Genomic DNA, 22702 nt, shown 5'->3' with positions numbered 1-22702 from the left:
GTGGTCACTACTGGATCAGTTGACGCGCACCGTTCCGGTGCAGGCCGTGGTGGGAATGGCCCACAGCGCGTTGCGGTTGACCGCGCTCCTGGTGATCTCGACCTCGCCGGGGCCGCTGTTCATCCGGAGGTTGACCGCGTTGCCGAGCGCGATCGGTGTGGTGCCCGCGAGCGTGCCCCTGGCCCCGGTCGTCTTGTTGTGCCAGTCGAGCCGGGCGTCGGACAGGTACGGCCCCGCGAAGAACCCCACCACGCTCGACACGTCGGCGAGGGTGACGGTGCCGGTGCCCGGCCCGTCCTGATAGAAGAATGCCCGGCTGGCGATGTAGGGCTGGTCGACGATGTACGGGCTCAGGCCGAAGCAGGTGCTCATGGGAACTTCCACCGTCTGCGCCGCTGCCGATCCCGCGCCGGCCGCGAGGCCCCCCGCGACTGCGGCCGAGACGATGGCCGTGGTCGCCATGCGTCGAAAGGTCTTGCCGTTCATATGCGTTTCTCCCCTGTTTGACGAAATCAACGGTTCCAGAGCATGCCGGGGCGCCGAGTCGATCGGGGACGCCGACACCCGGATATCGAAAGAAACCGACAATTCGTTACGTGGAAGGCCGGAAAGGTATGGGGCCGGGACCGCGATGCCGCGACCACTCAGCCTCTGATCAGCAGATACGCGGCCACAATCGACGCCGCTGCCGCGCCGCCGTAGCAGAACACGGCGATGACGCCCCTGCCGCGGGCGAGCCGCAGTCCGTGCTGGAGGGTGAAGCGGAATCGGTGCGCCGCGTGCAGCAGTGCCAGCGCGCAGAGGCCTATCAGCACCACCACCGTCAGCGGGTGACGCAGCACCGCGTGCAGGTGGTCGTACTCGGGTGCGGCGACCGCGCCGAGCGGGATCGCGACGCCGAACAACAGCAACAGCACGGGAATCAACAGTGCGGCGACCATCCCGCCCGCACTGAACAGCAGCCACGCCAGCGGCTCGGCGGTTGCCCCGCCGCGACCCCTCCGGTGCGCGGTCGTCATCGCAGGATCACCCAGGCCGCGATCGCCGAGCACACGGCCCACAGCGCGTAGTGCGCCCCGGCCACCGCGACCGGCGGGATCTGCCGACCGCGCAGTCGGACCACCATCGCCTTGGGCGCCAGGTTGAACCACGTCACCGCGTGCAGCAGCACGAAGGCAAGCGCAAGGACGTTGAGCGTGATCACCCACGGGCGGGCGCTCCAGTCGAGGAAGTCCCGGTAGGCCCCTGGGCCGGAGCCGACGGCGTCGACCAGCATCAGCAGGAAGACCACGAACCACGCTATGAAGACGCAGGACAGCTCGCGCAACATGAACAGCAGGTACGACCTGCGCCGCAGCCACCACAGCCGGGGGACCGGCTGCCGGTAGGGGCGGACCGGAACGGTGCCTGTGCCTGCGGAGGTCATCGTGCGCCCCTGGGCAGCAGGAACTCCTTGAGTGAGCGCGTGGCCGCGGTCAGCTTGTAGCGCTGGATCGCGCCGGCGGGATCGACGCCCTTGGGGCACGCGACGCTGCACTCGCCGACGAGGGTGCAGGCCCAGGCGCCCTCCGCGGAGGCGAGCACATCGCGACGGTCCTCGGCGCCCTCGTCCCGCGAGTCCAGGTTGTAGCGCTGACCCAACGCGATGGCGGCGGGGCCGAGGAAGGTGGGTTCGAGCGCGTACACCGGGCAGGCCGAGTAGCAGAGCATGCAGTTGATGCACATGCTGTACCGCTGATAGGCCTCCATCTGCTCCGGTGTCTGCAGGTACTCGCCGTCATCGGGTTGTTCGGCGTCCTCCGAGCGGATCAGCCAGGGCTTGACCTTGGGCAGCTTCGCCATGAAGTCGGTGATGTCGACGACGAGGTCGCGGATCACCGGGAAGTTCCGCATCGGCTCGACCCGGATCGATCCGGGGGCGTAGTCGGTCAGGAACGTCGAGCACGCCAGCCTGGGCTCGCCGTTGACGGTCATGCCGCAGCTGCCGCAGATGCCCATTCGGCAGGACCATCGGTAGGACAGCGTGCCGTCCAGCCGGTCCTTGATGTGGTTGAGTCCGTCGAGGATCGTCCACTCCTTGCGCAGCGGTACCCGATAGCACTGTGGCGCAGGCGAGTCCTCCTGCTCAGGCCGGTAGCGCGTGACCTCGACGTCGATCGTGTCGTGGTCGGGCATCACAGCTCACCTCCCGTAGACCCGTCGGCCGGGGGGCCAGCGGGTGATCGTCACCGGCAGGTACGAGACGCGGTGCTCGCCGCCCGGCTGCCGGTGAATCAGCGAATGCGCCAGGTAGTTCTCGTCGTCGCGGCCAGGGAAGTCGGTGCGCTGATGAGCACCACGGGACTCCTGCCGTCGCAGGGCGCTGCCGACGATGCACTCGGCGACATCCAACATTCCCGAAAGTTCCAGGGTGGCGATCAGCTCGGTGTTGAAGGTCCGGCTGTGGTCGTCGATGACGGCGTAGGCGTAGCGCTGCTGCAACTCCCGGATCCTGTCGATCGCGGTCCGGAGGGTGCCCTCGTCCCGATAGATGCCCGCACCGGCCTCCATCGCTTCCTGCATACCGGTTCGGATGTCGGCGATCCGCTCGGGCTTGTGGCCGCCCGCGCCGTCGTGGCGGGCGAGTTCGCGTTCGAGCCTGCGCTTTTCGTCGCGTCCCTGCGCCTCGAGCGCCGCGGTGGGGCCGGATCCGCCGGACTCCCGCACGTGCGCCGCCGCGGCCTGCCCGGCCCGCGCGCCGAACACCAGCAGTTCCGGCAGCGAGTTCGAGCCGAGCCGGTTGGCCCCGTTGATGCTGACGCAGGCGACCTCGCCCGCGGCGTACAGGCCCGCCATGTCGGTGGCGCCGTGGATGTCGGTGTGGATCCCGCCCATCATGTAGTGCACGACCGGGCGCACCGGGACGAGTTCGTGGACCGGGTCGATGTTTTGGTAACTCGCGCAGAGCTCGCGCACGAACGGCAGCTTGGCGTCGATGAGCTCGGCGCCGAGGTGCCGCAGGTCCAGATGGACGATCGGCCCGTCGGGGGTGTCGATCGTCCGGCCCTTCTCCTGCTCGTGCACGAAGGCCTGGGAGAGCCGGTCGCGTGGCCCCAGCTCCATGCTCCGGAGGACCGGTCCCGGTGTGGGTGTGCCGAGGTCGTAGTCCTGCAGGTAGCGGTAGCCGTCCTTGTTGATCAGCCAACCGCCCTCGGCGCGGGCGGCCTCGGTGATCAGGATGCCGGTGAAGGGCAGTCCGGTCGGGTGGTACTGGACGAACTCCATGTCCTTCAGCCCGGCACCCGCCCGGTAGGCCAACGCCATCCCGTCGCCGGTCTTGATGGTGGCGTTCGTGGTGAACGGGAAGACCCGGCCGCAGCCCCCGGTGCAGACGATGACGGCGTCGGCCAGGATCGTCTCGATCCGTCCGGTCGCCAGTTCGATGGCCACCACACCACGCACCCGGCCGTCGTCGACCAGCAGCGTGGTGGCGAACCACTCGTCGTATCGGACGATGTCCGAGTAGGACAGCGCCGTCTGAAAGAGCGTGTGCAGCAGGTGAAACCCGGTCTTGTCTGCGGCGAACCAGGTGCGCTTGTTCTTCATGCCGCCGAACGCGCGAACCGCAATGTGCCCGTCCGGTTGCCTGCTCCAGGGGCAACCCCAATGCTCCAGCCGGAGTAGCTCTTTCGGGGCCTCCGCGATGAAGGCCTCGACGGCGTCCTGGTCGGCGAGCCAATCGCTGCCCGACACCGTGTCGTAGGCGTGCTCGTCCAGGGTGTCGTCAGCTGCGACGACCGCGGCGGCGCCACCCTCCGCGGACACCGTGTGGCTGCGCATCGGGTAGACCTTCGACACGATCGCCACGCTCAGAGTCGGATCGCTCTCCGCGATGGCGATGGCCGCGCGCAGTCCGGCACCGCCACCGCCCACGATGACGACTGAGTGGAAGGCGGTCATCGCTCAGGCCTCGTGGTTGCCGCTGTGCTCATCGGTCAGGACCTTGCCGTCATGCCGAATCGTCTTGATGCGGACGGAACCGTCGTGGTACTCGTGGCGAATCACGCGGCACCCGCACGCGTAGGTGCGGTCGTCGATGCGCAGGCCCTCGTCGTCGTTCTCCTGGTGTCGTCGCCCGGCTTCGAGGTGCCCGCAGGGGGCCTTCTCGGCGGCGAACGGTGAACTCGTACTGACCATCGCCCACCTCCGTGTTCGGCGGACGGCCACACCGACGTTCGGTCTCCTCGGCCGGATCGTCGGGCCAGGCGCCAACAAGCTGTGTGATCTAGTTCACAGGGAACGATACGCCGATTCGCCCTTGGCGGATTCCGTCGAGCGGGGGACTCGGTCTACTGTGCCCAGGTAAGTTAACCAAAATTCGCATCACGGACGGGGGGAAGGCAGTTGGATCATCCGGCGAGCGCAGCGGTTCTCACGGCGTACGGCGAACCCGTCGAGATCAGGCAGATCCAGCCCGGTGTCCTGCGGGACCAGGAGATCCTGGTCCGGATGGCGGGCGTCGGCATCTGTCACACCGACCTGACGGCTGCCGCGGGGGCTGTGCCCTTCCCGTTGCCCGCGGTTCTCGGTCACGAGGGCGCCGGTGTGGTCGAGTCGGTCGGCCCCGGTGTCGACGCGCTCCGCCCCGGCGACCACGTCGTGCTCAGCTTCGCGTCGTGCCGGGCCTGCCGAAACTGCATCGCCGGTCATCCCGCGTACTGCACGCATTTCGCGGAGCTCAACTACTCGGGGCGTCGGCGCGACGGCAGCACCACCCTGCGCTCCGGATCCGAGGACGTGCACGGCGGCTGGTTCGGGCAGTCCTCGTTCGCGACGCATGCCGTCGCGAGCGCCGCGGGCGCGGTCAAGGTTCCGGCCGACCTCCCGCTCGCGCTGCTCGGGCCGCTCGGCTGCGGCATCCAGACCGGCGCAGGCGCGCTGCTGCGGGTGCTGCGGCCCCGGCCGGGGTCCTCGGTGATCGTCTTCGGTGCGGGGGCGGTCGGGTTGGGTTCGGTGCTGGCCGCGGTCGTCGCCGGGTGCTCGGCGATCGTCGTGGTCGACCCGGTGCCGGGTCGCCGGGAGCTGGCGCTGCGGCTCGGCGCCACCGCCGCGCTGGACAGCGCGACCCAGGGGATCGGCCGCGAACTGCGGGGACTCACCGGCGGCGGCGCCGACCACAGCGTGGACACCGTCAGCACCGAGGAGGTGCTGAACCTGGCGGTGTCGACGCTCCGCTCGCCCGGCAGCTGCGCCACCGTCGGGCTGCGGGGGCAACGCAATCCGGTCATGCTCGACCAGTCGAGCCTGCTGATGGGGCGCAGCGTCACCGGCGTGATCGAGGGCGACGTCGACCCGCAGACGTTCATTCCCGAGCTGATCGAGCTGTGGCGGGCCGGCCGGTTCCCCTTCGACCAGATGATCACGACGCTCCCGTTCCAGGAGATCGGGGCGGCTCTCGCCGCGGCGGCGAGCGGTGCCGTGGTCAAGCCGGTGCTCACCTTCTGAAAAGCCGCTCGACGAAGGAAAAGCCGTGACCGGTCAGCCGAGGTTCTTTGAACTGCTCGAGAGCGAGGGACCCGTGGACCCGCGCGCCCTCGACGAGGTGTGGGCCGCCCTGCCGACCGTGCACATCGACGAGCTGTCGGGCCGGTGGCGGGGGAGCGGCTTCCAGACGGGTCATCGCACCGGCCGACTGCTCGCCAAGTCCGGTTGGTACGGCAAGAACTTCGGATCGCGATTCGATGTGCAACCGATGCTGTGCCTCGGGGCGGACGGCGTCCTGTACTCCGACCTCGAGGCAGGCAAGGGCGAGGCGAGCCTGTGGATGGTCGAGTTCCGGGGCGAGTGCACCGCGACGATGATCTACGACGGGATGCCGGTCTTCGACCATTTCAAGCGTGTCGACGAGCGGACCCTGATGGGCATCATGAACGGCAAGGCGGTGCTCGACGGCGGTGAGCACTTCTACTTCGCCCTGATGAGGGACGAATCAAGCTGATACTGATGCGGGACGAGCCGAGCTAGCCGGTCTTCCTGGCGGGGGCCCGTTTGGCCGGTGCCTTCTTGGCCGCGGCCTTCTTCGCGGGCTTGGCCTTCGGGGATTCCTCCGCCGTCGTGGCCTTGCCCGACTTCGCCGCGTCGACGCTGCGCTGCAGTGCGGCGACGAGGTCCACCACCTCGGCGTCCTCCCTGTGCGCGGTGACCTCCTCCGGCGGGGTGACCTTCTTGCCGCCGTTCTTGATCGCCTCGTCGAGCATCTTCTGCAGCTGGATCTGGTACTCGTCGGTGTACGAGTCGGGCTCGAAGTCCTCGGACATGGACTCCACCAACGACTTTGCCATCGTCAGTTCCTTGTCCGTCGGAGCGGTCGCCTTGTCGAGGGTGTCGAACTCGGCCGCCCGCACCTCGTCGGGCCAGAGCAGCGTCTGGATCACCAGCACGCCGTCGCGCACCCGGAGGGCGGCGAGCCGGGTGCGCTGGCGCAGCGTGAAGTGCACCAGCGCGGTGCGGTCGCTGTCCCGCAGGGTCGAGGCGAGCAGTTGGTACGCCTTGGGTGAGGCGGAGTCCGGCTCCAGGTAGTAGCTCTTCTCGAACAGGATCGGATCGATCTGTTCGGAGGGCACGAACTGAAGGACCGGGATCTCGTGCTTCTCGGCGGCGGGCAGTTCGTCGAAGTCCTCGTCGGTGAGGATCACCTGCGTGCCGTCCTCGGATTGGTACGCCTTGTCGATGTCGGCGAACTGGATGGTTTTGCCGCATTCCGAGCAGACCCGGTGGTATTTGATGCGGCCGCCATCGGCGCCGTGGACCTGATGGAACTTGATGTCATGGTCCTCGGTCGCGGTGTAGACCTTCACCGGGACGTTCACGAGCCCGAACGCGATGGAGCCTTTCCAAATAGACCGCATGAAACCATGATGGTGCACAGAACGGGATCAGGCCAGGGATGTACCCGAAACTGGGTGGGCGGAAGATGACTCACAACACCGCGGTGATGGTGGAGGGAAAGCGCCTGTCCCTGACCAATCTGGACAAGGTTCTCTACCCCGCGACGGGCACCACCAAGGCGGAGGTCCTGCAGTACTTCACCACGGTCGGTCCGCTGATGGTGCCGCTGCTCGCCGGCCGTCCCGTGACGAGAAAGCGCTGGCCGGACGGGACGTCCGCGACGCCGTTCTTCCAGAAGAACGTCGACGCGTCGACCCCGGACTGGGTGGATCGCCGGACCATGACGCACACCTCCAAGACGATCACCTATCCGATCGTGGACGATCTGGCGGCGCTGGTGTACTTCGCGCAGTCGGGCTCGCTCGAGTTCCATGTACCGCAATGGAGATTCGGTGCGGGTGGCGAGCCGATGGACCCGGATCGGTTGGTGATCGACCTCGACCCTGGTCCGGGCGTGACCCTCGAGGAGTGCGCCGAGGTGGCACTGCGGGTTCGCGATCGGCTCGCGGACCGGGGTCTCGGCGCGCTGCCGGTGACCAGCGGCAGCAAGGGAATACACCTCTACGCGGGGGTCGGGGAGGGGTGGACGGCGGCGCGGTGTGTGGAGCTGGCGAAGAAGATCGCCGTCGAACTGGAACGGGAGACGCCGAAGTCGGTGATCTCCAGGATGGCCAGGGCCGAGCGGGCAGGAAAGGTGTTCGTGGACTGGAGCCAGAACTCGGCGTCGAAGACGACGGTGTCGCCGTACTCACTCCGAGGCACCGCCGAGCCGAACGTGGCTGCCCCGCGAACCTGGGAGGAGCTGACCGGTCCGGGGCTGCGGCAGTTGGACTTCCGTGAGGTGCTCGAGCGCATCGCAGGCGCTGCGCAGCCCGGGATTCCGCCCGCGCCGGAACCCGAGCGGACGGGTGCCTCCCGGCGATCCCGCGGCGCCACCTCCGACGAGTTCACGCCGATGCTGGCGTCCGCTGCGACCGTCGAAGACTTCGCCACGCGGGCCGATCCCGAGGTGTGGGCCCTGGAGCCGAAGTTGGACGGCATCCGCGCCCTGGTGCACTTCGACCACGACCCCGACAGCGGGCTGTCCACCGTGCGGCTGGTCAGCCGCAACGGGCTGGACCTCACCGCCGGCTACCCCGAGCTGCTAACCGTTCCCGAAGGGCTGCACGGTCATTCGGGAGTGCTGGACGGGGAGGTCGTGGTCCTGGGCGACGACGGCGCGCCCAGCTTCGGACGGCTGCAGCAGCGGATGGGCCTGACCAAGCCGCGCGACGTGCGGGCGGCGGCCGAAAAGAATCCGGTGCTCCTGGAGATCTTCGATGTCCTGCAGCTCGACGGGACATCCCTGCGCGCCAAGGTGTATCGGGACCGGCGCCTGGTGCTCGATGCGATCCGCCTGGACTTCGACGCAACCTGGCGGGTGCTCGCACTGGCCCCGGCCGACCTCGGCGAGGCTCTCGAGTCCAGTCGAACGGCCCGCATGGAGGGGCTGGTGGCCAAGCGCTGGGATTCGACCTACCGAGGCGGTCGGTCCGCGTCCTGGCTCAAGCTCAAGCATTTCTCGGACCTCGAGGTGGTGGTGGGTGGCTGGCAGCCGGGGGAGGGCCGTCGGTCCAAGGGCATCGGGTCGCTGCTGCTCGGTGTGCCGGACGGTTCCGGACGACTCCGGTACCTGGGCAAGGTCGGAACAGGGTTCAGCGACGCCGCACTGGCGCGGCTGGCAGCGCTGATGGGGGACTCGTCCGTGGATGTGTCGCCGTTCCACGACACGGTTCCCGCGGCGGACGCGCGGACCGCCCATTGGGTGCGTCCGGAACTCGTTGGGGAGGTGCGGTACTCGGAGCTCACCGGCGATGGACGGCTTCGGCACCCGAGCTGGCGCGGGCTGCGGCCGGATAAGAGCCCCGACCAGCTGACGGAGCCGAAACAGGATTAGCCACACCGCGCCTGATCGAGCATGGTGAGGTAGGAATCGAGCTGGGCCGCGCCTGCGAGAAGGTTGCGGCTGCGTGTGGTCAGCCGCCCCTGCCAGGAGTCGAGGAAGGCGGTCAACGCGTCCGCCCCGCCCGCTTCGCGCAGCGACTCGATGAACTGGGCGACCTGGCGCAGCGGGTAGCCGCCCCGGCGCAGCTGCCGAGCGATCTCGGCGTCGCGCACGCAATCCGGCCCGTACTCGCGATAGCCCGTTGCCCGGTCGCGTTCGGGGCGCAGGATGCCCTCGGTCTCCCATGTGCGCAGCGTCGCCGGGTGCACGCCGAGTCGGCGCGCGAGTTCGCCCACGGTCAGCGGTGGGCCGATGACAGGGGTCGGTGTCGTGGCGGACAGGCTGCCGAGGGCCGCGGCGACCTCGGTGCGGGTGTCGCGTTCGGCGAGCAGCGCGACGTGCGCGGCGTCGATGAGCCGGTAGGCGGACTCGGTGTCGCCGCGGTTGGTCGCGCGCATGATCCCCATCGCCTGCTGGTGCCCGAGGCCACCGCGCAACGCGAGAAAGGCGCGCAGGGCCTGCGCGTGTAGGGCCGTGTAGCGCCGGTAGCCGGTCTCGCTGCGCTCGGTCGGCGGGAGGATGCCCGCGTCGTCGTAGTTGCGGATCGCCTGGGCGGACAAACCGTGTTCCCTGGCGAGGTCGATGGGTCGCACCGGTGCACCTCCGATTGAGACTTTGGCTCTGTCAACCCAGGCAAATCCCGCTCAACCCTCACTCGAATCTTCAACGATACTGTCGATAGCGGTTCAATTCCGGAAGGGGTGTTCATGTCTACTGCCACGTCACTGCGTGAGATCGGCCGCCAACTCGACGACCCGGCAAGCCTGGGCCGTGCCGTCGACGACCTGCTCGCCGCGCGGACCGAGCCGCCTGCCCTGCTCGCGCTCGGCGAGCCGACCCACGGGATCGAGGCGTTTCCGCTGCTGCGCAACGAGCTCCTCGCCCACCTCGTCGAACGGGGATACCGGTCGATCGTGCTGGAGATCGACATGTTCGCGGCGTCCGTTGTCGACGACTACGTCAACGGTGCGAGCGCGGATATCGATACGGTGCTCGCGACCGGGTTCAGCCACCGCTTCGGTGGCGTCCCGGGCAACCGCGAACTCGTCGAATGGTTGCGCGCGCACAATGCCGACCGGGCGCCGCAGGATCGGGTTCGCTTCCACGGCTTCGACTCACCGGGCGATCAGACCGACATACCGAGCCCGCGGCCTGCACTGTCCGCGGTCGAGGGCTACCTGCCCGCGCCGCTTCGGCCGGAGTCGGCACGCGATCTGGAGGCGTTGCTCGGCGACGATGCCGACTGGACCAACCAGGCCGCCATGTACGAGGCCTCCATCGGCGACTCCGATCGCGCTCGCGCCCTGCGTATCGTCGCCGACGACCTTGCCAGCGCGTTGCGCCGGGCGGCGCCCGGCCTGCGGGCAGCCGACCCGACCGGCTACGACCACGCCCTCGCGCACGCGCGCACGGCCAAGGGACTGCTGCGCTATCACGCCGCGATGGCCATTTCCGGGCCCGATCGCATCGGGACCCTGCTCGGCCTGCGGGCCGAGATGATGGCCGAGAACCTGCTCGCGATCGTTGCGCAAGAGCAGCGACGCGGGCCCAGTCTGGTGTTCGCGCACAACGTCCACCTGCAGCGCGCGCCGTCCAGCATGCAGGCCGGCAAGGGTGAGGTGAACTGGTGCAGCGCGGGCTCGATCGTGGGGCTCGACCTGGGCGAGCGCTATGTGTTCATCGCAACCGATGCCAACCCGGCCAGCGATCCGGGCACGCTCCAGGGCGTGCTGGCCGAGGCGACGGCCCGACGCGCCCTGTTCCCGGCGCAGGCCCTGCGCGCCGCGCTCGACCCGTCGATCGGCGCTGGCACACCGATCGTGCCCGGTCACATCCCGCTTGGCCCGGCAGACTTGGACGGCGCCGACGCGGTCATCTTCGTCGCCGACACCGACGGAAATCGGCATCAGTACTGGTAGCCGACGGGATTCTCAACGACTGGTCACAAATCGTCTGGAATACAGGCTAACAGCGGCTCGCCGGTGAGCAGCCTGCACAGCAAATCAAACGGAGCCAAGGCCACAGCGTTCGCGAGGTCGGTCGATCCGGAGTTTTGGCCAGGGGCTGCGTGGAAGAAGTTGCTGCTGCCGGAATCGGCGACATCAGCCGGACTTTCGAGGTTGACGGGCGCGGCCGATGCCGAAGCCACGGTGCCGAGGGCGATGGTTGCGCTGGCCAACGCAACGATGATTGAACGCTTCAAGATGATCCTGTCCGCTAGTGCTGTTTCGACGCCGAGCGACGTCGTGGAAACGATATATGTGCTCGTCCGGTTGGTGCCTGATTCGATCGCATCGGTGGCATCGAGAATCCCGTTGTCCCGGTGTCGGTTTCTCTGCATAGTGATCGCTTTCGCGAGCCCTGAGTTCTCGTGGTTCAGTCGGATGGTCCGGCGGCAAGCCTGCCGACCTGGTTCCCCACCTGCTCGTAACCGCTCCAGCCACAACCATGTCGGGGAGGCTTGCTAGTTTTGGGTGGGCTGCTCCGTCGGGCACTGCTCGACGGTTGCTGCGAAAGGCGTTCTCTTCCATGGTGATGGGTGCCACCCATGCTGTCTCCGGTGCGGTTGCGGGTCTGCTTGCCGCGCAGGTTCTTCCGCCAGAGTGGGGCGGACCGACCTCGACCGCGGAGATGTTCACCTTCGCCGGGGTGTGTGCGGGCGCCGCGCTGCTGCCCGACCTCGACACGGCACAGTCCACGGTCGCGAGGTCGTTCGGCCCGGTCAGCCAGCTGTTCGCCCGCGGTATCGACGAGGCCTCGCTGTGGTACTACCGGCTCACCCGCGGCCGACGCGATCCCAAACGTCGCGGTGGGCACCGGACCCTCACGCACACAGCGTTGTTCGCGATCGCGCTGAGCGTGGGCGTCTCGGCGCTGGTGATCGAGTTCGGACGCCCCGCGATCGTCGGCACCCTGTTCGTCACCCTCGGCCTGGCACTGCGCGGGCTGGCGGGGAGTTGGGCAAAGCGCAACGGCTGGATCGCGGTCACCGTCGTCGCCGGGGTGCTCTCGGCGTTCACCTGGACCTGGTATCCGGACGAGGTGGGCTCGAGGGCTCTCGGCGTCGCGGTCGGTCTCGGATGTGCGGTGCACTGCCTCGGCGACGCGATCACCAAGGAGGGCGTCCCCTTCCTGGCGCCCCTGCTGCCCTGGGGTCGCAGGCGCTGGTGGGAACTGCGCCTGCCGTCGTTTCTCTCGATCCGGGCGGGCGGCACGGTCGAACGGGTGGTGCTCGGCCCACTGCTCACCGTCGCGGCGGTTGGTTTGGCGGCATGGGCGATCGACGGCGTCCCCGGCGCGGTCACCGAAGTGGTGGCAGAAATCCGCGCACGGGGCTGACCCTCGGCAGCAGCGCACCCGCCAGTGTTCGCCGAACCCGGCTCGGGGCGCGGCGGAACACCGCGGCCATCGCCGCGCTCACCGCCAACGGGTCGGCCCGCGCGGAGAGATAGGCGCGCTGACGGCCCGCGGGGAGGTCGAAGAACGCCTCGAAGAAGTCCCCGGTCAGCGGCGGCGGCAGCCGAAGCAGAGCGCGCAACCCGACCTCGCGCAGCCCGCGCACCGCCCGGGCCGACGGCGGCCACAGCGCGGCCATCGGGTCGCCGCCCGCGACGATCGCACGCGCCACCTCGTCGGCCGCGGACAGCGATGCGGCGACGCTGTACCCGGTGCCGGGGTGCATGAGTCCGGCCCGCGCCCCGAACGCGGCCACCTCGGCTGCGCCGCGCGGGACCTGAACGGGAAACCGCACCCGTTCGCGGTCGGCGTGGGCGGACACCGGCACGCCGCGCGCGTGCAGCCGGGCCTCGAGGCGTCTGCGCAGCACCGCCTGGGACAGCGCCGGCCTGCCCGCCAGGCAGGTCTCCTCCAGCAGCATCCGGTCGCCGCCGAGCGGCACGGCGTAGAGGAACGACCGGGGCTCGTCGGGCGGGGCGCCGTTGTCGGTGCGCCAGTCCATGAACCATGCCTCGCCGTCCGCGACCACCGGACTCGCGGCTTCGCCCGACACCACGACTCCGTACGCGGTCTGCTCGGCCAGTCCGTGAGTGTGCCCGGCGCCGCGCGCATCGATCACCTGCCTGGCGCGTATCCGGGTGCCGTCCTGGAGGATCACCCGGTCGGTCTCGACGGTCGCGGCGGTACCGGCGAGCACCCGGGCGCCGCCGAGATCCAGCGCGGCCAGCAGCCCGTCGTTGTCGAACACGCAGTACGGCCGGCTCAGCACCCGCTCCCGGGTGGTCCACACCCGAGGCCGCTCGACCAGGGCAGCGATCACCGCTTCCCGGTCGAGCCAGGCAGGCAACTCGTCGGACCACGCCGCGTAGGTGGGCGTCCAGCGTCGGTCCGGGTGCGGATCGACGGCGATGACGTCGAGCCCGGCTGCCGCAGCCCGGTGGGCCAGCACCCGCCCGGCAGGCCCCAGCCCGACCACCACGAGGTCGGCTGCCGGTTCGCTGGTCGTCACCCTCGACCCCTTCTCGCACTCGGCTACATCGAAACGCTCGGCTACATCGAACCCGTCGAGAGCAGGCCGCCGTCCACGCGGACCGTCTCGCCGGTGATCCAGGACGCCGCGTCCGAGACCAGGAACCCGACCAGGTTCGCGACGTCCTCAGGCGAGCCGAGTCGCTTCATCGGATAGCCGGCGGCGGCCTGGTCCTCACCGGCCGCGACCAGTGCGGCCGCGAACTGCGTCTTCACGATGCCGGGCGCGACCGCATTCACCCGGATCTTCGGGCCGAGCTGCCAGGCCAGTTCCTCGGTCAGGCGGATCAGCGCCGCCTTGGAGGCCCCGTACGCGGCGATCACCCCGGTCGAGCGCAGGCCGCCGACGCTGGCGAGGTTGACCACCGCGCCGCCGTGCTCGCCCATCCAGGCCTTGTGCGCCTGCTGGATGTAGCCGAGCGCGGCGACGACGTTCACGTCGAAGATCTTCCGGACCGCGTCGAGATCGGCGTCCATCAGCGAACCGAAGACCGGGTTGATGCCGGTGTTGTTGACCAGGATGTCGAGCGAGCCGAGCTCGGCGACGGTGCGGCTGACGGCGTCGGCCCGCGCATCGGCGTCTCCGGCGTTACCCGCGATGGTCAGCACCTCGGCGCCGGCCACTGCGGACCGCAGCTCCTGCGCGGCCGCCTCCAGCGGCTCCGGCTTGCGTGCGGTGATGGCAACCTTGGCGCCGCGCGCCAGGAATTCGGCGGCGATGGCCTTGCCGATGCCACGGCTCGCGCCCGTGACCAGCGCCGTCTTTCCCTGCAGATCATTCGCGAGAGTCATCCGGGCAACGTTAGCCGAATCACAACGGCGTGCAACTCTCGGCGGGAATGTCACGGTAAAGTGGAGCGTTCTTGTGTCTCGTGTGCCGTCGGCGTTTGCCCGGATTCGCGATTCTTCCGTGTCATTGAGGAGTTCTTGTTGATTACCGCCACCGACCTCGAAGTTCGTGCCGGTGTGCGGACCCTCCTCTCCGCGCCCGGCCCCGCGCTGCGCGTGCAGGCGGGCGACCGGATCGGTCTGGTCGGCCGTAACGGCGCCGGGAAGACCACGACGCTGCGCATCCTCGCGGGCGAGGGCGAGCCGTACGCAGGCGCGGTGATCCGCACCGGCGACCTCGGGTACCTCCCGCAGGACCCCAAGGAGGGCGACCTCAGCGTGCTCGCCAAGGACCGGGTGCTCTCCGCCCGCGGCCTGGACACCATCCTCCGGGACATGGAGAAGCAGCAGACGCTGATGGCCGAGTTGGTCGACGGCGCCGAGCTGGACAAGGCCGTCCGCAAGTACGGAGCGCTCGAGGACCGGTTCTCCTCGCTCGGTGGCTACGTTGCCGAGAGCGAGGCCGCCCGGATCTGCAACAGCCTCGGGCTGGCCGACCGGATCCTCGCCCAGCCGCTGCGCACCCTGTCCGGTGGTCAGCGTCGCCGCGTCGAGCTGGCCCGCATCCTGTTCGCCGCCTCGGACGGCAGCGGCGGCCGGTCGGACACCACGCTGCTGCTCGACGAGCCCACCAACCACCTCGACGCCGACTCGATCACCTGGCTGCGCGGATTCCTGCAGAACCACGACGGCGGGCTCATCGTGATCAGCCACGACGTCGAGCTCCTCGGCGACGTCGTGAACCGGGTCTGGTTCCTGGACGCGGTCCGCGGCGAGGCCGACATCTACAACATGAACTGGAAGAAGTACCTCGACGCCCGCGCCACCGACGAGCAGCGTCGGCGCCGCGAGCGCGCCAACGCCGAGAAGAAGGCGGGGGCGCTGCGGGTGCAGGCCGCCAAGCTCGGCGCCAAGGCGACGAAGGCGACCGCCGCGCAGAACATGGCGAAGCGCGCGGACAAGCTGATGGCCGCCCTCGACGAAGTCCGGGTCTCCGACAAGGTCGCGCACATCCGCTTCCCGGAGCCCGCGGCCTGTGGCAAGACGCCGCTGATGGCGAAGAACCTGACCAAAATGTACGGCTCGCTGGAGATCTTCGCAGGCGTCGACCTGGCCATCGACCGCGGTAGCCGGGTGGTCGTGCTCGGTCTCAACGGCGCGGGCAAGACGACGCTGCTGCGCATCCTCGCGGGCACCGAGCAGGCCAATGCGGGCGAGCTGGAGCCCGGACACGGGCTCAAGGTCGGCTACTTCGCGCAGGAACACGACACCCTCGACGACGACGCCACCGTGTGGGAGAACATCCGGCATGCGGCTCCGGACACGGGGGAGCAGGAGCTGCGCTCGCTGCTCGGCGCGTTCATGTTCACCGGTCCGCAGCTCGAGCAGCCGGCAGGCACCCTCTCCGGCGGTGAGAAGACCCGCCTCGCGTTGGCCGGGCTGGTGTCCTCGGCGGCCAACGTGCTGCTGCTCGACGAGCCGACGAACAACCTGGACCCGATCTCGCGCGAGCAGGTGCTCGACGCGCTCCGCAGCTACAAGGGTGCGGTCGTGCTGGTCACCCACGACCCCGGTGCCGCGGAGGCGCTGAACCCGGAGCGGGTCATCCTGCTGCCCGACGGCCAGGAGGACCACTGGTCGCAGGAGTACCTGGAACTGATCCAGCTGGCCTGATCGTTGCCGCGGCGCGTCGCGGGTGGCTAGCCTGAGAGTGTCCGCTCACGGATTCGTGCGCACTCCACTATGGAGGACGGTCATGGCCGAGCTCTCGCGACTGCCCAAGGGCGCCCGGGTGTCAGGGGGTGCACGGGAGGCCCTGCAAACAGAGTTGCGCGTGCGCTATCAGTCGGGCACCAGCATCCGGACGCTCGCGGACGCCACCGGCCGCTCCTACGGCTTCATCCGGGCCCTGTTGACGGAGGCGGGGGTGACGCTGCGGGGCCGCGGCGGCGCGAACCGCCGCGGCCGCTTGTCGCATTAGCCGCCGAATTGCCTCAGCCTCGGCGCCGGACAGATTCCTCCACCAGGTCGAGCACCGCGGACAGATTCTCGCCCGCATGACCCGACGCGATCCGGGCGATGAGACCGTCGAGGACCAGGTCCAGGTAGCCGACCAGCACGTCGGTCGGTAGATCATCGCGCAGCCGGCCAGCCGACTTCTGCCGTTCGAGCCGGTTGATCGTCGCCTCGGTCAGTTCCGCGCTGCGCTGCGACCAGCCCCGCGCGAACTCCGGGTCGGTCCGCAGCCGGCGCGCGATCTCGAGCCGGGTGCCGAGCCAGTTGAACTGGTCGGGCTGGGCCAGCATGTCCCGCATGACCTGGACCAGGCCCTGGTTGGCTGCGACGTCGGCCATCCGCATGGCGTCCTCGTGCGCGAGCGCGAGGAACAGGCCGTCCTTGTCCTTGAAGTGGTGGAAGATCGCACCCCGGGAGAGGCCGGTCGTCTCCTCGAGGCGGCGCACGGTGGCACCGTCGTAGCCGTACTCCGCGAAGCAGCGGCGGGCGCCGTCGAGGATCTCGCTCCGCCGTGCGGCGAGGTGGTCTTCGCTGACCTTAGGCACAGGCACCCTCCTTCGTCGTGTGCCTGTGAGTGTTTTCGGCCCTTCGCGACAGAGGTAACCGAATGCACAAAGCGCGCACGACCACTTCCAGCGGACGTCACCGACCGGCGTTGGTGGTCGTGCGCGCTTTGTGCCCCGTCAGGGGCCGAAAACACTCACAGGCGCGTAGCGCCTAGGACTTGATCATGTTGCGGAGCACGTACTGCAGGATGCCGCCGTTGCGGTAGTAGTCCGCCTCGCCGGGGGTGTCGATGCGGACGACTCCGTCGAAGACGACCTTCTCGCCGTTCTCGCGAGTGGCCGTGACCTTCATGGTCTTCGGGGTGACGCCCTCGTTGAGCTTGGTGATGCCCTCGATGTCGAAGGTCTCGGTGCCGTCGAGCTTCAGCGACGCGGCGGACTCGCCTGCCGGGAACTGAAGCGGGACAACGCCCATGCCGATGAGGTTGGAGCGGTGGATGCGCTCGAACGACTCGGTGATGACGGCCTTGACGCCGAGCAGGCTGGTGCCCTTGGCGGCCCAGTCACGCGACGATCCGGAGCCGTACTCCTTGCCGCCAAGCACGACCAGCGGGATGCCCGCGGCCTGGTAGTTCTGCGAGGCGTCGTAGATGAAGGCCTGCGGGCCGCCGTCCTGGGTGAAGTCGCGGGTGTAGCCGCCCGAGACGTCGTCGAGGAGCTGGTTGCGCAGCCGGATGTTCGCGAACGTGCCGCGGATCATCACCTCGTGGTTACCGCGACGCGAGCCGAGCGAGTTGTAGTCCTTGCGCTCCACACCGTTGGCATCGAGGTACTGCGCGGCCGGGGTGCCGGGCTTGATCGGTCCCGCCGGGCTGATGTGGTCGGTGGTGACCGAGTCGCCGAGCAGCGCGAGCACCCGGGCGCCCGTGATGTCGGTGACCGGCGTCGGGTCCTTCGGCATCCCGTCGAAGTACGGCGCCTTGCGGACGTAGGTCGACTTCTCGTCCCACGCGAAGGTGTCGCCCTCGGGAGTGGACAGGTTCTGCCAGCGCTCGTCGCCCTTGAAGACGTTGGCGTAGGACTTGACGAACATCTCCTGGCTGATCGAGGAGGTGATCGTGTCCTCGATCTCCTTGGTGGAGGGCCAGATGTCCTTCAGGAAGACGTCGTTGCCGTCCTGGTCCTGTCCGAGGGCGTCGGTCTCGAAGTCGAAGTCCATCGTGCCTGCGAGGGCATACGCGATGACCAGCGGCGGCGAGGCCAGGTAGTTCATCTTCACGTCGGGGGAGATGCGACCCTCGAAGTTGCGGTTGCCGGACAGGACCGCGGTGACCGACAGGTCGTTGTCGTTGATCGCGGCCGAGATGTTCTCCGGCAGCGGACCGGTGTTGCCGATGCAGGTGGTGCAGCCGTAACCGCCGACGAAGAAGCCGAGCTTCTCCAGGTACGGCCACAGGCCGGCCTTCTCGTAGTAGTCGGTGACGACCTGCGAGCCGGGTGCCATGTTGGTCTTCACCCACGGCTTGGTCGCCAGGCCCTTCTCGACCGCGTTGCGGGCGAGCAGTGCGGCGCCGAGCATGACCGACGGGTTCGAGGTGTTGGTGCAGGAGGTGATGCCCGCGACCACGACGGCGCCGTGGTCGAGCACGAACTCGCCCTGCTCCGGCGTGGTGACGCGCACCGGCTTGGAGGGGCGGCCCTCGGCGCCGTTCGCGGCCGACGCCACGGCGCCCGCGGCGTCATCGGCGAAGGAGAGCGCGGCGGGATCGGACGCGGGGAAGGACTCCTCGACGGCCTCGTCCAGCTGGCTGTGGTCGGCCGCGACGTGATCCTCCACGTAGGTGTGGATGTCCCTGCGGAACGCGGACTTCGAGTCCGACAGCAGGATGCGGTCCTGCGGACGCTTCGGTCCGGCGATGGACGGAACGACGGTCGACAGGTCGAGCTCGAGGTACTCCGAGTACACCGGCTCCTTGTCGGCGTCGTGCCACATGCCCTGTTCCTTGGCGTACGCCTCGACGAGCGCGAGCTGCTCCTCGCTGCGGCCGGTCAGGCGCAGGTAGTTGACCGTTTCCTCGTCAATCGGGAAGATCGCGGCGGTGGAGCCGAACTCGGGGCTCATGTTGCCAAGGGTGGCGCGGTTGGCCAGCGGCACCTCGGCGACGCCCTTGCCGTAGAACTCGACGAACTTGCCGACGACGCCGTGCTTGCGCAGCATGTCGGTGACGGTGAGCACGACGTCGGTCGCGGTCACGCCCGGCTTGATCTCACCGGTCAGCTTGAAGCCGACGACGCGCGGGATCAGCATGGAGACCGGCTGGCCGAGCATCGCGGCCTCGGCCTCGATGCCGCCGACGCCCCAGCCGAGCACGCCGAGGCCGTTGACCATCGTGGTGTGCGAGTCGGTACCGACGCAGGTGTCGGGGTAGGCCTGGCCGTTGCGGGTCATGACGGTGGGCGCCAGGTACTCGATGTTGACCTGGTGCACGATGCCCATGCCCGGGGGGACGACCTTGAAGTCGTCGAACGCGCCCTGGCCCCAGCGCAGGAACTGGTAACGCTCGCCGTTGCGCTGGTACTCGAGCTCGACGTTGCGCTCGAGGGCGTCGGCCCGGCCGAAGACGTCGAGGATGACCGAGTGGTCGATGACCATGTCGGCCGGGGAGAGCGGGTTGACCTTGTTGGGGTCGCCGCCGAGGGTGGCGACGGCCTCACGCATGGTGGCGAGGTCGACGACACAGGGCACGCCGGTGAAGTCCTGCATGATCACTCGGGCGGGGGTGAACTGGATCTCTACATTGGGCTCGGCCGAGGGATCCCAGTTCGCGATGGCGCGAATGTGATCGGCGGTGATGTTGGCACCGTCCTCGGTGCGCAGCAGGTTCTCCGCGAGAACCTTCAGCGCGTAGGGCAGCTTCTCGGTGCCGGGCACGCTCGAGAGTCGGAAGATCTCATACGAGTTGTCTCCGACCTCAAGGGTTCCCTTGGCGCCAAACGAATCAGTACTGGTGGTCACGTCAGCTCCACTCATCTTTGAGGTTCGCCGTCGACGGGGCTGTGTCGACGGCTGAAGCGAAGCGCATCGCGGCGAACCAATCGGTCGCGCCGAGCGCATCGCGGCAAGTCTAACAGTACGCTTGTCCTGTGAGAATTTCGGGCATTCGCGTCGGGCACGTCGCACCCGGATCAGGCACCTGTCGATTCTTGTCGACCGCCCATGCGTGCGCAACGCGGCGACGGTGAGATTTCGCCGCGCGGCGACGGGTGTCACGTAATGTGCATCGGGTCAGCCGCGATGGTCCCGATACCGTCGTTTCCGAAAGTTCCTCATTCCCTCGACCCGATCCGGATGAAAGATGCCTGCTGCACTCAACTCTGTGTTTCTTCCGGTCCTGGCCGACGTGCCGCCCGATGTCAGCATCGACGAGATCCTGACCGACCTCGCCGACGACGGGGTGTCGGCGCCTGCGGGTGATGTCGACGGGCTCAAGGGTGTCGTCGCGCGGGCCGAGCGCGACGGGGTCGAGTTGAGCGTGGTGGTGCTCGCGGAGAATCCGTTCCGGGATTCGCAACTGCGCGATATCGCGACCGAGGTGGGGCAGCAGGAGGGTGGCACCGTGCTGGTGCTCAGTCCGAGCTGGGTGGGCACGTACAGCGACACGCTCAGCCGGGTCACCGTCGAGGATGCGCAGGACAAGGCGTACACCGGTAACGCGGTGGCCTCGGCCGACAACTTCCTCGGCGCGATCACTCGGCCGGACCCGCCGTACGGACTCATCACGGCCGCACTTGTCCTACTCGTCGGCGGCGTCGCCGCGGTGAGCTACTGGGTGCGCTCGCGCCGTTCGTCAGATCCCGTCGACCGCGACGTCGACGCCCGCTAGCACGATCTATTCGGGACGGCCGGACGGGCCGCCTCTCGGACAATTCGTCCGTCGCCAGAAATCCCAACTCCGCGAATATCTTTCGCAACACGGCCGGCAAACGCGCTGTTCACATCGCCCAAAGGGCGGACGTGCCAGTGTTTTTCTTGTGACTAGAGTTCCGCTAGTGGACATTGTGTCGTACGATACTTTTGGCACTTATGGGGAAGAAGTGTCGCTTTGAGCAGCATTGCCACGGGAGTGGCGCGAGTGTGACGATTCACTGCTGATCGTCGACTGCTGCCCGGGTTTGCGCGGCTTCCCCGTGCGGGTACGACCAGGCCGAGAGCTGATGTGTCCGGCCTGGTGGCAGAACCGAGGGAGAGACCTGTGAGGCGAAGGGCACCGCGCCGCAGTGCACAACTGCTCATCGGGATGGCCATCGTGGCGTCGCTGGTCACGGGAACCCCGGGGCTGGCCGCCGCAGTGCCGCCCCCACCGCCCAATCCGAGCGAATCCGAGCTGCAGCAGGCCGGCCAGGGTGTCGATGAACGCGTCGGTCAGGTCAGCGCCCTGATCAACGAGGTGGCCGCGGCCGATCAGCAGTTGCGCGCGCTCGACGATGCCGTCGCGATCAAACGCGAACTGGTGAACAAGGCGCTGGTCGATCTGCAGATGTCCCGCGATGCGGCCGCTGCCGCCGCCGGTGCGGTCGGCATCAGCCAGCAGGCCCTGCGGGATGCGGGCGCCCAGATCGAGTTGGCGCAGACCAGGTTCGACGAGTTCGCAGCCAGAACGTACAAGCAGGGCACCGGTCTCGCGTCCTTCGCGTCCTTCCTGGGATCCCAGGGGCCGAGTGATGTACTCGACCGCGCCCAGGTGATGAAAATCCTCGCCACCAACAAGAATTCGGTGATGGACGCGCTGCAACGCGCGAGAACCGAAGAGGCCAACAAGGATTCGTCCACCCGCGAGGCAAAGCAGCAGGCCGATGCTGCCGCCACGGCCGCCGAGGCCCGCAAGTCCGACGCCGAGACCGCCATCTCCGTCGCCAGATCGGCGCTCGCGGAGCAATCGGGCAAGAAGGCCGCGATCGAGGCGCAGAGGTCGTCCGCGGAGTCCGCGCTCGCGGCCGCCCGTGAGAACGTCTCCGGGCTGCAGAGCCAGCGTCAGGCCTTCGTCAACTGGGACACCCAGCGCGCCGCCGAGCAGGCCGCGATCGCCGCAGCGGCGGCCGCCGCGAGGGAGGTCGCCGCAGCGGCGGCAGCCCGCGTGGCCGCGAACCAGGCGGCGAAGGACCGGGCCCGCGAGCTCGCCACGGGAGCGCGCCCGCACACGCAGATCGAGGACGACTCGTCGACCGAATACGTCACCGAGGACTCCGGCACCGTCGAATCGGGCACCGAGGAGCCCGAGGGTGCGGAGTCGGAGGAGTCGGAGGCCGAGGAGTTCGAAACCGAGGAGTCGGCGCCGGTCACCACGAAGCCGGTCAAGCCGAAGCCGAGCAAACCGAAACCGGCCGTCACCGGCAGCGCCGCTGTCGAGACCGTGATCGACCGTGGAATGTCTCAGCTCGGCCTCCCCTACGCGTGGGGCGGTGGCGACGAGAACGGCCCGACCCTCGGCATCCGGGACGGCGGGGTGGCCGACAGCTACGGCGACTTCAACAAGGTCGGATTCGACTGCTCCGGTCTGATGATCTACGCGTTCGCCGGTGTCGGTATTTCATTGCCGCACTACACCGGCTACCAGTACACGGCGGGCGAGCAGGTGCCGGCTTCGGAGATGAAGCGCGGCGACATGATCTTCTATGGACCCAACGCCAGCCAGCACGTCGGGCTGTACCTTGGCAATGGGGAGATGCTGGAGGCGCCGCAGTCCGGCTCCATCGTCAAGGTGTCGCCGGTGCGCTGGGACGGCATGACCCCGTTCGTGGTCCGTTTGGTGTAGCGACCCGATCGTCACCGGGACAC

Annotated in this window: 22 protein-coding genes; 9 read left to right on the top strand and 13 right to left on the bottom strand. The window is 68.6% G+C overall.

Annotation, left to right across the window (positions count from 1 at the left end):
• Positions 1 to 15 precede the first annotated feature (15 nt).
• From ACFXMV_RS06525 to ACFXMV_RS06500, 6 genes are all read right to left on the bottom strand, one after another.
• Positions 16 to 486 (bottom strand): hypothetical protein, encoded by a 471-nt coding sequence (locus tag ACFXMV_RS06525; RefSeq protein ID WP_378498874.1) that lies wholly within the window; start codon positions 484 to 486, stop codon positions 16 to 18.
• Between the two features lie 158 nt (positions 487 to 644).
• Entirely contained in the window at positions 645 to 1019 is a 375-nt protein-coding gene (gene frdD, locus ACFXMV_RS06520) for a fumarate reductase subunit FrdD (protein ID WP_378498873.1), read from the bottom strand.
• The gene (locus tag ACFXMV_RS06515; protein WP_378498872.1) at positions 1016 to 1426 is read right to left on the bottom strand and encodes a fumarate reductase subunit C; all 411 of its coding nucleotides are present in this window, start codon (positions 1424 to 1426) and stop codon (positions 1016 to 1018) included. The genes frdD and ACFXMV_RS06515 overlap by 4 nt, the downstream gene beginning before the upstream one ends.
• Positions 1423 to 2175, bottom strand: a complete 753-nt coding sequence (gene sdhB, locus ACFXMV_RS06510; RefSeq protein WP_378498871.1) for a succinate dehydrogenase iron-sulfur subunit — start codon at positions 2173 to 2175, stop codon at positions 1423 to 1425. The genes ACFXMV_RS06515 and sdhB overlap by 4 nt, the downstream gene beginning before the upstream one ends.
• A gap of 6 nt (positions 2176 to 2181) precedes the next feature.
• A complete protein-coding gene (frdA, locus tag ACFXMV_RS06505) occupies positions 2182 to 3939 on the bottom strand; it encodes a fumarate reductase (quinol) flavoprotein subunit (protein WP_378498870.1) in 1758 nt (585 codons plus the stop codon).
• 3 nt (positions 3940 to 3942) lie between these two features.
• Positions 3943 to 4176, bottom strand: coding sequence for a hypothetical protein (locus ACFXMV_RS06500; protein WP_378498869.1), 234 nt, complete (start codon positions 4174 to 4176; stop codon positions 3943 to 3945).
• Between the two features lie 207 nt (positions 4177 to 4383).
• On the opposite strand from ACFXMV_RS06500, the gene ACFXMV_RS06495 reads away from it, so the two are divergent.
• Together ACFXMV_RS06495 and ACFXMV_RS06490 are read left to right on the top strand one after the other, a co-directional pair.
• Positions 4384 to 5484, top strand: a complete 1101-nt coding sequence (locus ACFXMV_RS06495) for an NAD(P)-dependent alcohol dehydrogenase (protein ID WP_378502776.1) — start codon at positions 4384 to 4386, stop codon at positions 5482 to 5484.
• 25 nt (positions 5485 to 5509) lie between these two features.
• Positions 5510 to 5977, top strand: coding sequence for a DUF4334 domain-containing protein (locus ACFXMV_RS06490; RefSeq protein WP_378498867.1), 468 nt, complete (start codon positions 5510 to 5512; stop codon positions 5975 to 5977).
• 22 nt (positions 5978 to 5999) lie between these two features.
• On the opposite strand, the gene ACFXMV_RS06485 is transcribed toward ACFXMV_RS06490, so the two are convergent.
• Entirely contained in the window at positions 6000 to 6887 is an 888-nt protein-coding gene (locus tag ACFXMV_RS06485) for a Ku protein (RefSeq protein WP_378498866.1), read from the bottom strand.
• A 65-nt stretch (positions 6888 to 6952) separates the two neighbouring features.
• Between ACFXMV_RS06485 and ligD the strand changes: the two genes are divergently transcribed.
• Positions 6953 to 8863 carry a non-homologous end-joining DNA ligase gene (ligD, locus tag ACFXMV_RS06480; RefSeq protein ID WP_378498865.1) on the top strand — a complete coding sequence of 637 codons (1911 nt, stop codon included), beginning with the start codon at positions 6953 to 6955 and terminating at the stop codon, positions 8861 to 8863.
• On the opposite strand, the gene ACFXMV_RS06475 is transcribed toward ligD, so the two are convergent.
• Positions 8860 to 9564 carry a TioE family transcriptional regulator gene (locus ACFXMV_RS06475; protein ID WP_378498864.1) on the bottom strand — a complete coding sequence of 235 codons (705 nt, stop codon included), beginning with the start codon at positions 9562 to 9564 and terminating at the stop codon, positions 8860 to 8862. The two genes, ligD and ACFXMV_RS06475, sit on opposite strands and share 4 nt — an antisense overlap.
• A gap of 114 nt (positions 9565 to 9678) precedes the next feature.
• On the opposite strand from ACFXMV_RS06475, the gene ACFXMV_RS06470 reads away from it, so the two are divergent.
• The gene (locus ACFXMV_RS06470; protein ID WP_378498863.1) at positions 9679 to 10890 is read left to right on the top strand and encodes an erythromycin esterase family protein; all 1212 of its coding nucleotides are present in this window, start codon (positions 9679 to 9681) and stop codon (positions 10888 to 10890) included.
• A 23-nt stretch (positions 10891 to 10913) separates the two neighbouring features.
• Here the strand turns inward: ACFXMV_RS06470 and ACFXMV_RS06465 are convergent, their stop codons facing one another.
• A complete protein-coding gene (locus ACFXMV_RS06465; RefSeq protein ID WP_378498862.1) occupies positions 10914 to 11312 on the bottom strand; it encodes a hypothetical protein in 399 nt (132 codons plus the stop codon).
• 188 nt (positions 11313 to 11500) lie between these two features.
• Here ACFXMV_RS06465 and ACFXMV_RS06460 point away from each other — a divergent pair, with 188 nt between their 5' ends.
• Complete coding sequence (locus ACFXMV_RS06460) at positions 11501 to 12310, top strand: metal-dependent hydrolase (protein WP_378498861.1); 810 nt, start codon at positions 11501 to 11503, stop codon at positions 12308 to 12310.
• On the opposite strand, the gene ACFXMV_RS06455 is transcribed toward ACFXMV_RS06460, so the two are convergent.
• Both ACFXMV_RS06455 and ACFXMV_RS06450 read right to left on the bottom strand, forming a co-directional pair.
• Positions 12273 to 13436 carry a lycopene cyclase family protein gene (locus tag ACFXMV_RS06455; RefSeq protein WP_378498860.1) on the bottom strand — a complete coding sequence of 388 codons (1164 nt, stop codon included), beginning with the start codon at positions 13434 to 13436 and terminating at the stop codon, positions 12273 to 12275. The genes ACFXMV_RS06460 and ACFXMV_RS06455 overlap by 38 nt on opposite strands.
• Positions 13437 to 13477: 41 nt before the next feature.
• On the bottom strand, positions 13478 to 14248 hold the full coding sequence (locus tag ACFXMV_RS06450; protein ID WP_378498859.1) for an SDR family oxidoreductase: 771 nt from the start codon (positions 14246 to 14248) through the stop codon (positions 13478 to 13480).
• A 138-nt stretch (positions 14249 to 14386) separates the two neighbouring features.
• Here ACFXMV_RS06450 and ACFXMV_RS06445 point away from each other — a divergent pair, with 138 nt between their 5' ends.
• Both ACFXMV_RS06445 and ACFXMV_RS06440 read left to right on the top strand, forming a co-directional pair.
• The gene (locus ACFXMV_RS06445) at positions 14387 to 16018 is read left to right on the top strand and encodes an ABC-F family ATP-binding cassette domain-containing protein (protein ID WP_378498858.1); all 1632 of its coding nucleotides are present in this window, start codon (positions 14387 to 14389) and stop codon (positions 16016 to 16018) included.
• Positions 16019 to 16100: 82 nt separating this feature from the next.
• The gene (locus ACFXMV_RS06440; protein WP_378498857.1) at positions 16101 to 16325 is read left to right on the top strand and encodes a helix-turn-helix domain-containing protein; all 225 of its coding nucleotides are present in this window, start codon (positions 16101 to 16103) and stop codon (positions 16323 to 16325) included.
• A gap of 13 nt (positions 16326 to 16338) precedes the next feature.
• Here the strand turns inward: ACFXMV_RS06440 and ACFXMV_RS06435 are convergent, their stop codons facing one another.
• Entirely contained in the window at positions 16339 to 16905 is a 567-nt protein-coding gene (locus tag ACFXMV_RS06435; protein ID WP_378498856.1) for a TetR/AcrR family transcriptional regulator, read from the bottom strand.
• Positions 16906 to 17077: 172 nt separating this feature from the next.
• Positions 17078 to 19882, bottom strand: a complete 2805-nt coding sequence (acnA, locus tag ACFXMV_RS06430) for an aconitate hydratase AcnA (protein ID WP_378502775.1) — start codon at positions 19880 to 19882, stop codon at positions 17078 to 17080.
• A 361-nt stretch (positions 19883 to 20243) separates the two neighbouring features.
• Here acnA and ACFXMV_RS06425 point away from each other — a divergent pair, with 361 nt between their 5' ends.
• Together ACFXMV_RS06425 and ACFXMV_RS06420 are read left to right on the top strand one after the other, a co-directional pair.
• On the top strand, positions 20244 to 20750 hold the full coding sequence (locus tag ACFXMV_RS06425; protein WP_378498978.1) for a DUF6676 family protein: 507 nt from the start codon (positions 20244 to 20246) through the stop codon (positions 20748 to 20750).
• A 414-nt stretch (positions 20751 to 21164) separates the two neighbouring features.
• A complete protein-coding gene (locus tag ACFXMV_RS06420) occupies positions 21165 to 22679 on the top strand; it encodes an NlpC/P60 family protein (protein WP_378498979.1) in 1515 nt (504 codons plus the stop codon).
• Positions 22680 to 22702: the final 23 nt, after the last annotated feature.

The organism is Rhodococcus sp. NPDC059179 (assembly GCF_042754885.1).
Lineage (GTDB): Bacteria > Actinomycetota > Actinomycetes > Mycobacteriales > Mycobacteriaceae > Rhodococcus_G.
The sequence above is the reverse complement of the archived record's forward strand: the minus strand, read 5'-3'. Positions and strand labels throughout refer to the sequence as shown.

Coding starts and splice junctions, on each gene's coding strand:
- ACFXMV_RS06525 (WP_378498874.1), bottom strand. CDS start 486: ATGAACGGCAAGACCTTTCGACGCATGGCGACCACGGCCATCGTCTCG.
- frdD (WP_378498873.1), bottom strand. CDS start 1,019: ATGACGACCGCGCACCGGAGGGGTCGCGGCGGGGCAACCGCCGAGCCG.
- ACFXMV_RS06515 (WP_378498872.1), bottom strand. CDS start 1,426: ATGACCTCCGCAGGCACAGGCACCGTTCCGGTCCGCCCCTACCGGCAG.
- sdhB (WP_378498871.1), bottom strand. CDS start 2,175: ATGCCCGACCACGACACGATCGACGTCGAGGTCACGCGCTACCGGCCT.
- frdA (WP_378498870.1), bottom strand. CDS start 3,939: ATGACCGCCTTCCACTCAGTCGTCATCGTGGGCGGTGGCGGTGCCGGA.
- ACFXMV_RS06500 (WP_378498869.1), bottom strand. CDS start 4,176: ATGGTCAGTACGAGTTCACCGTTCGCCGCCGAGAAGGCCCCCTGCGGG.
- ACFXMV_RS06485 (WP_378498866.1), bottom strand. CDS start 6,887: ATGCGGTCTATTTGGAAAGGCTCCATCGCGTTCGGGCTCGTGAACGTC.
- ligD (WP_378498865.1), top strand. CDS start 6,953: ATGACTCACAACACCGCGGTGATGGTGGAGGGAAAGCGCCTGTCCCTG.
- ACFXMV_RS06470 (WP_378498863.1), top strand. CDS start 9,679: ATGTCTACTGCCACGTCACTGCGTGAGATCGGCCGCCAACTCGACGAC.
- ACFXMV_RS06465 (WP_378498862.1), bottom strand. CDS start 11,312: ATGCAGAGAAACCGACACCGGGACAACGGGATTCTCGATGCCACCGAT.
- ACFXMV_RS06460 (WP_378498861.1), top strand. CDS start 11,501: ATGGTGATGGGTGCCACCCATGCTGTCTCCGGTGCGGTTGCGGGTCTG.
- ACFXMV_RS06450 (WP_378498859.1), bottom strand. CDS start 14,248: ATGACTCTCGCGAATGATCTGCAGGGAAAGACGGCGCTGGTCACGGGC.
- ACFXMV_RS06440 (WP_378498857.1), top strand. CDS start 16,101: ATGGCCGAGCTCTCGCGACTGCCCAAGGGCGCCCGGGTGTCAGGGGGT.
- ACFXMV_RS06420 (WP_378498979.1), top strand. CDS start 21,165: ATGGCCATCGTGGCGTCGCTGGTCACGGGAACCCCGGGGCTGGCCGCC.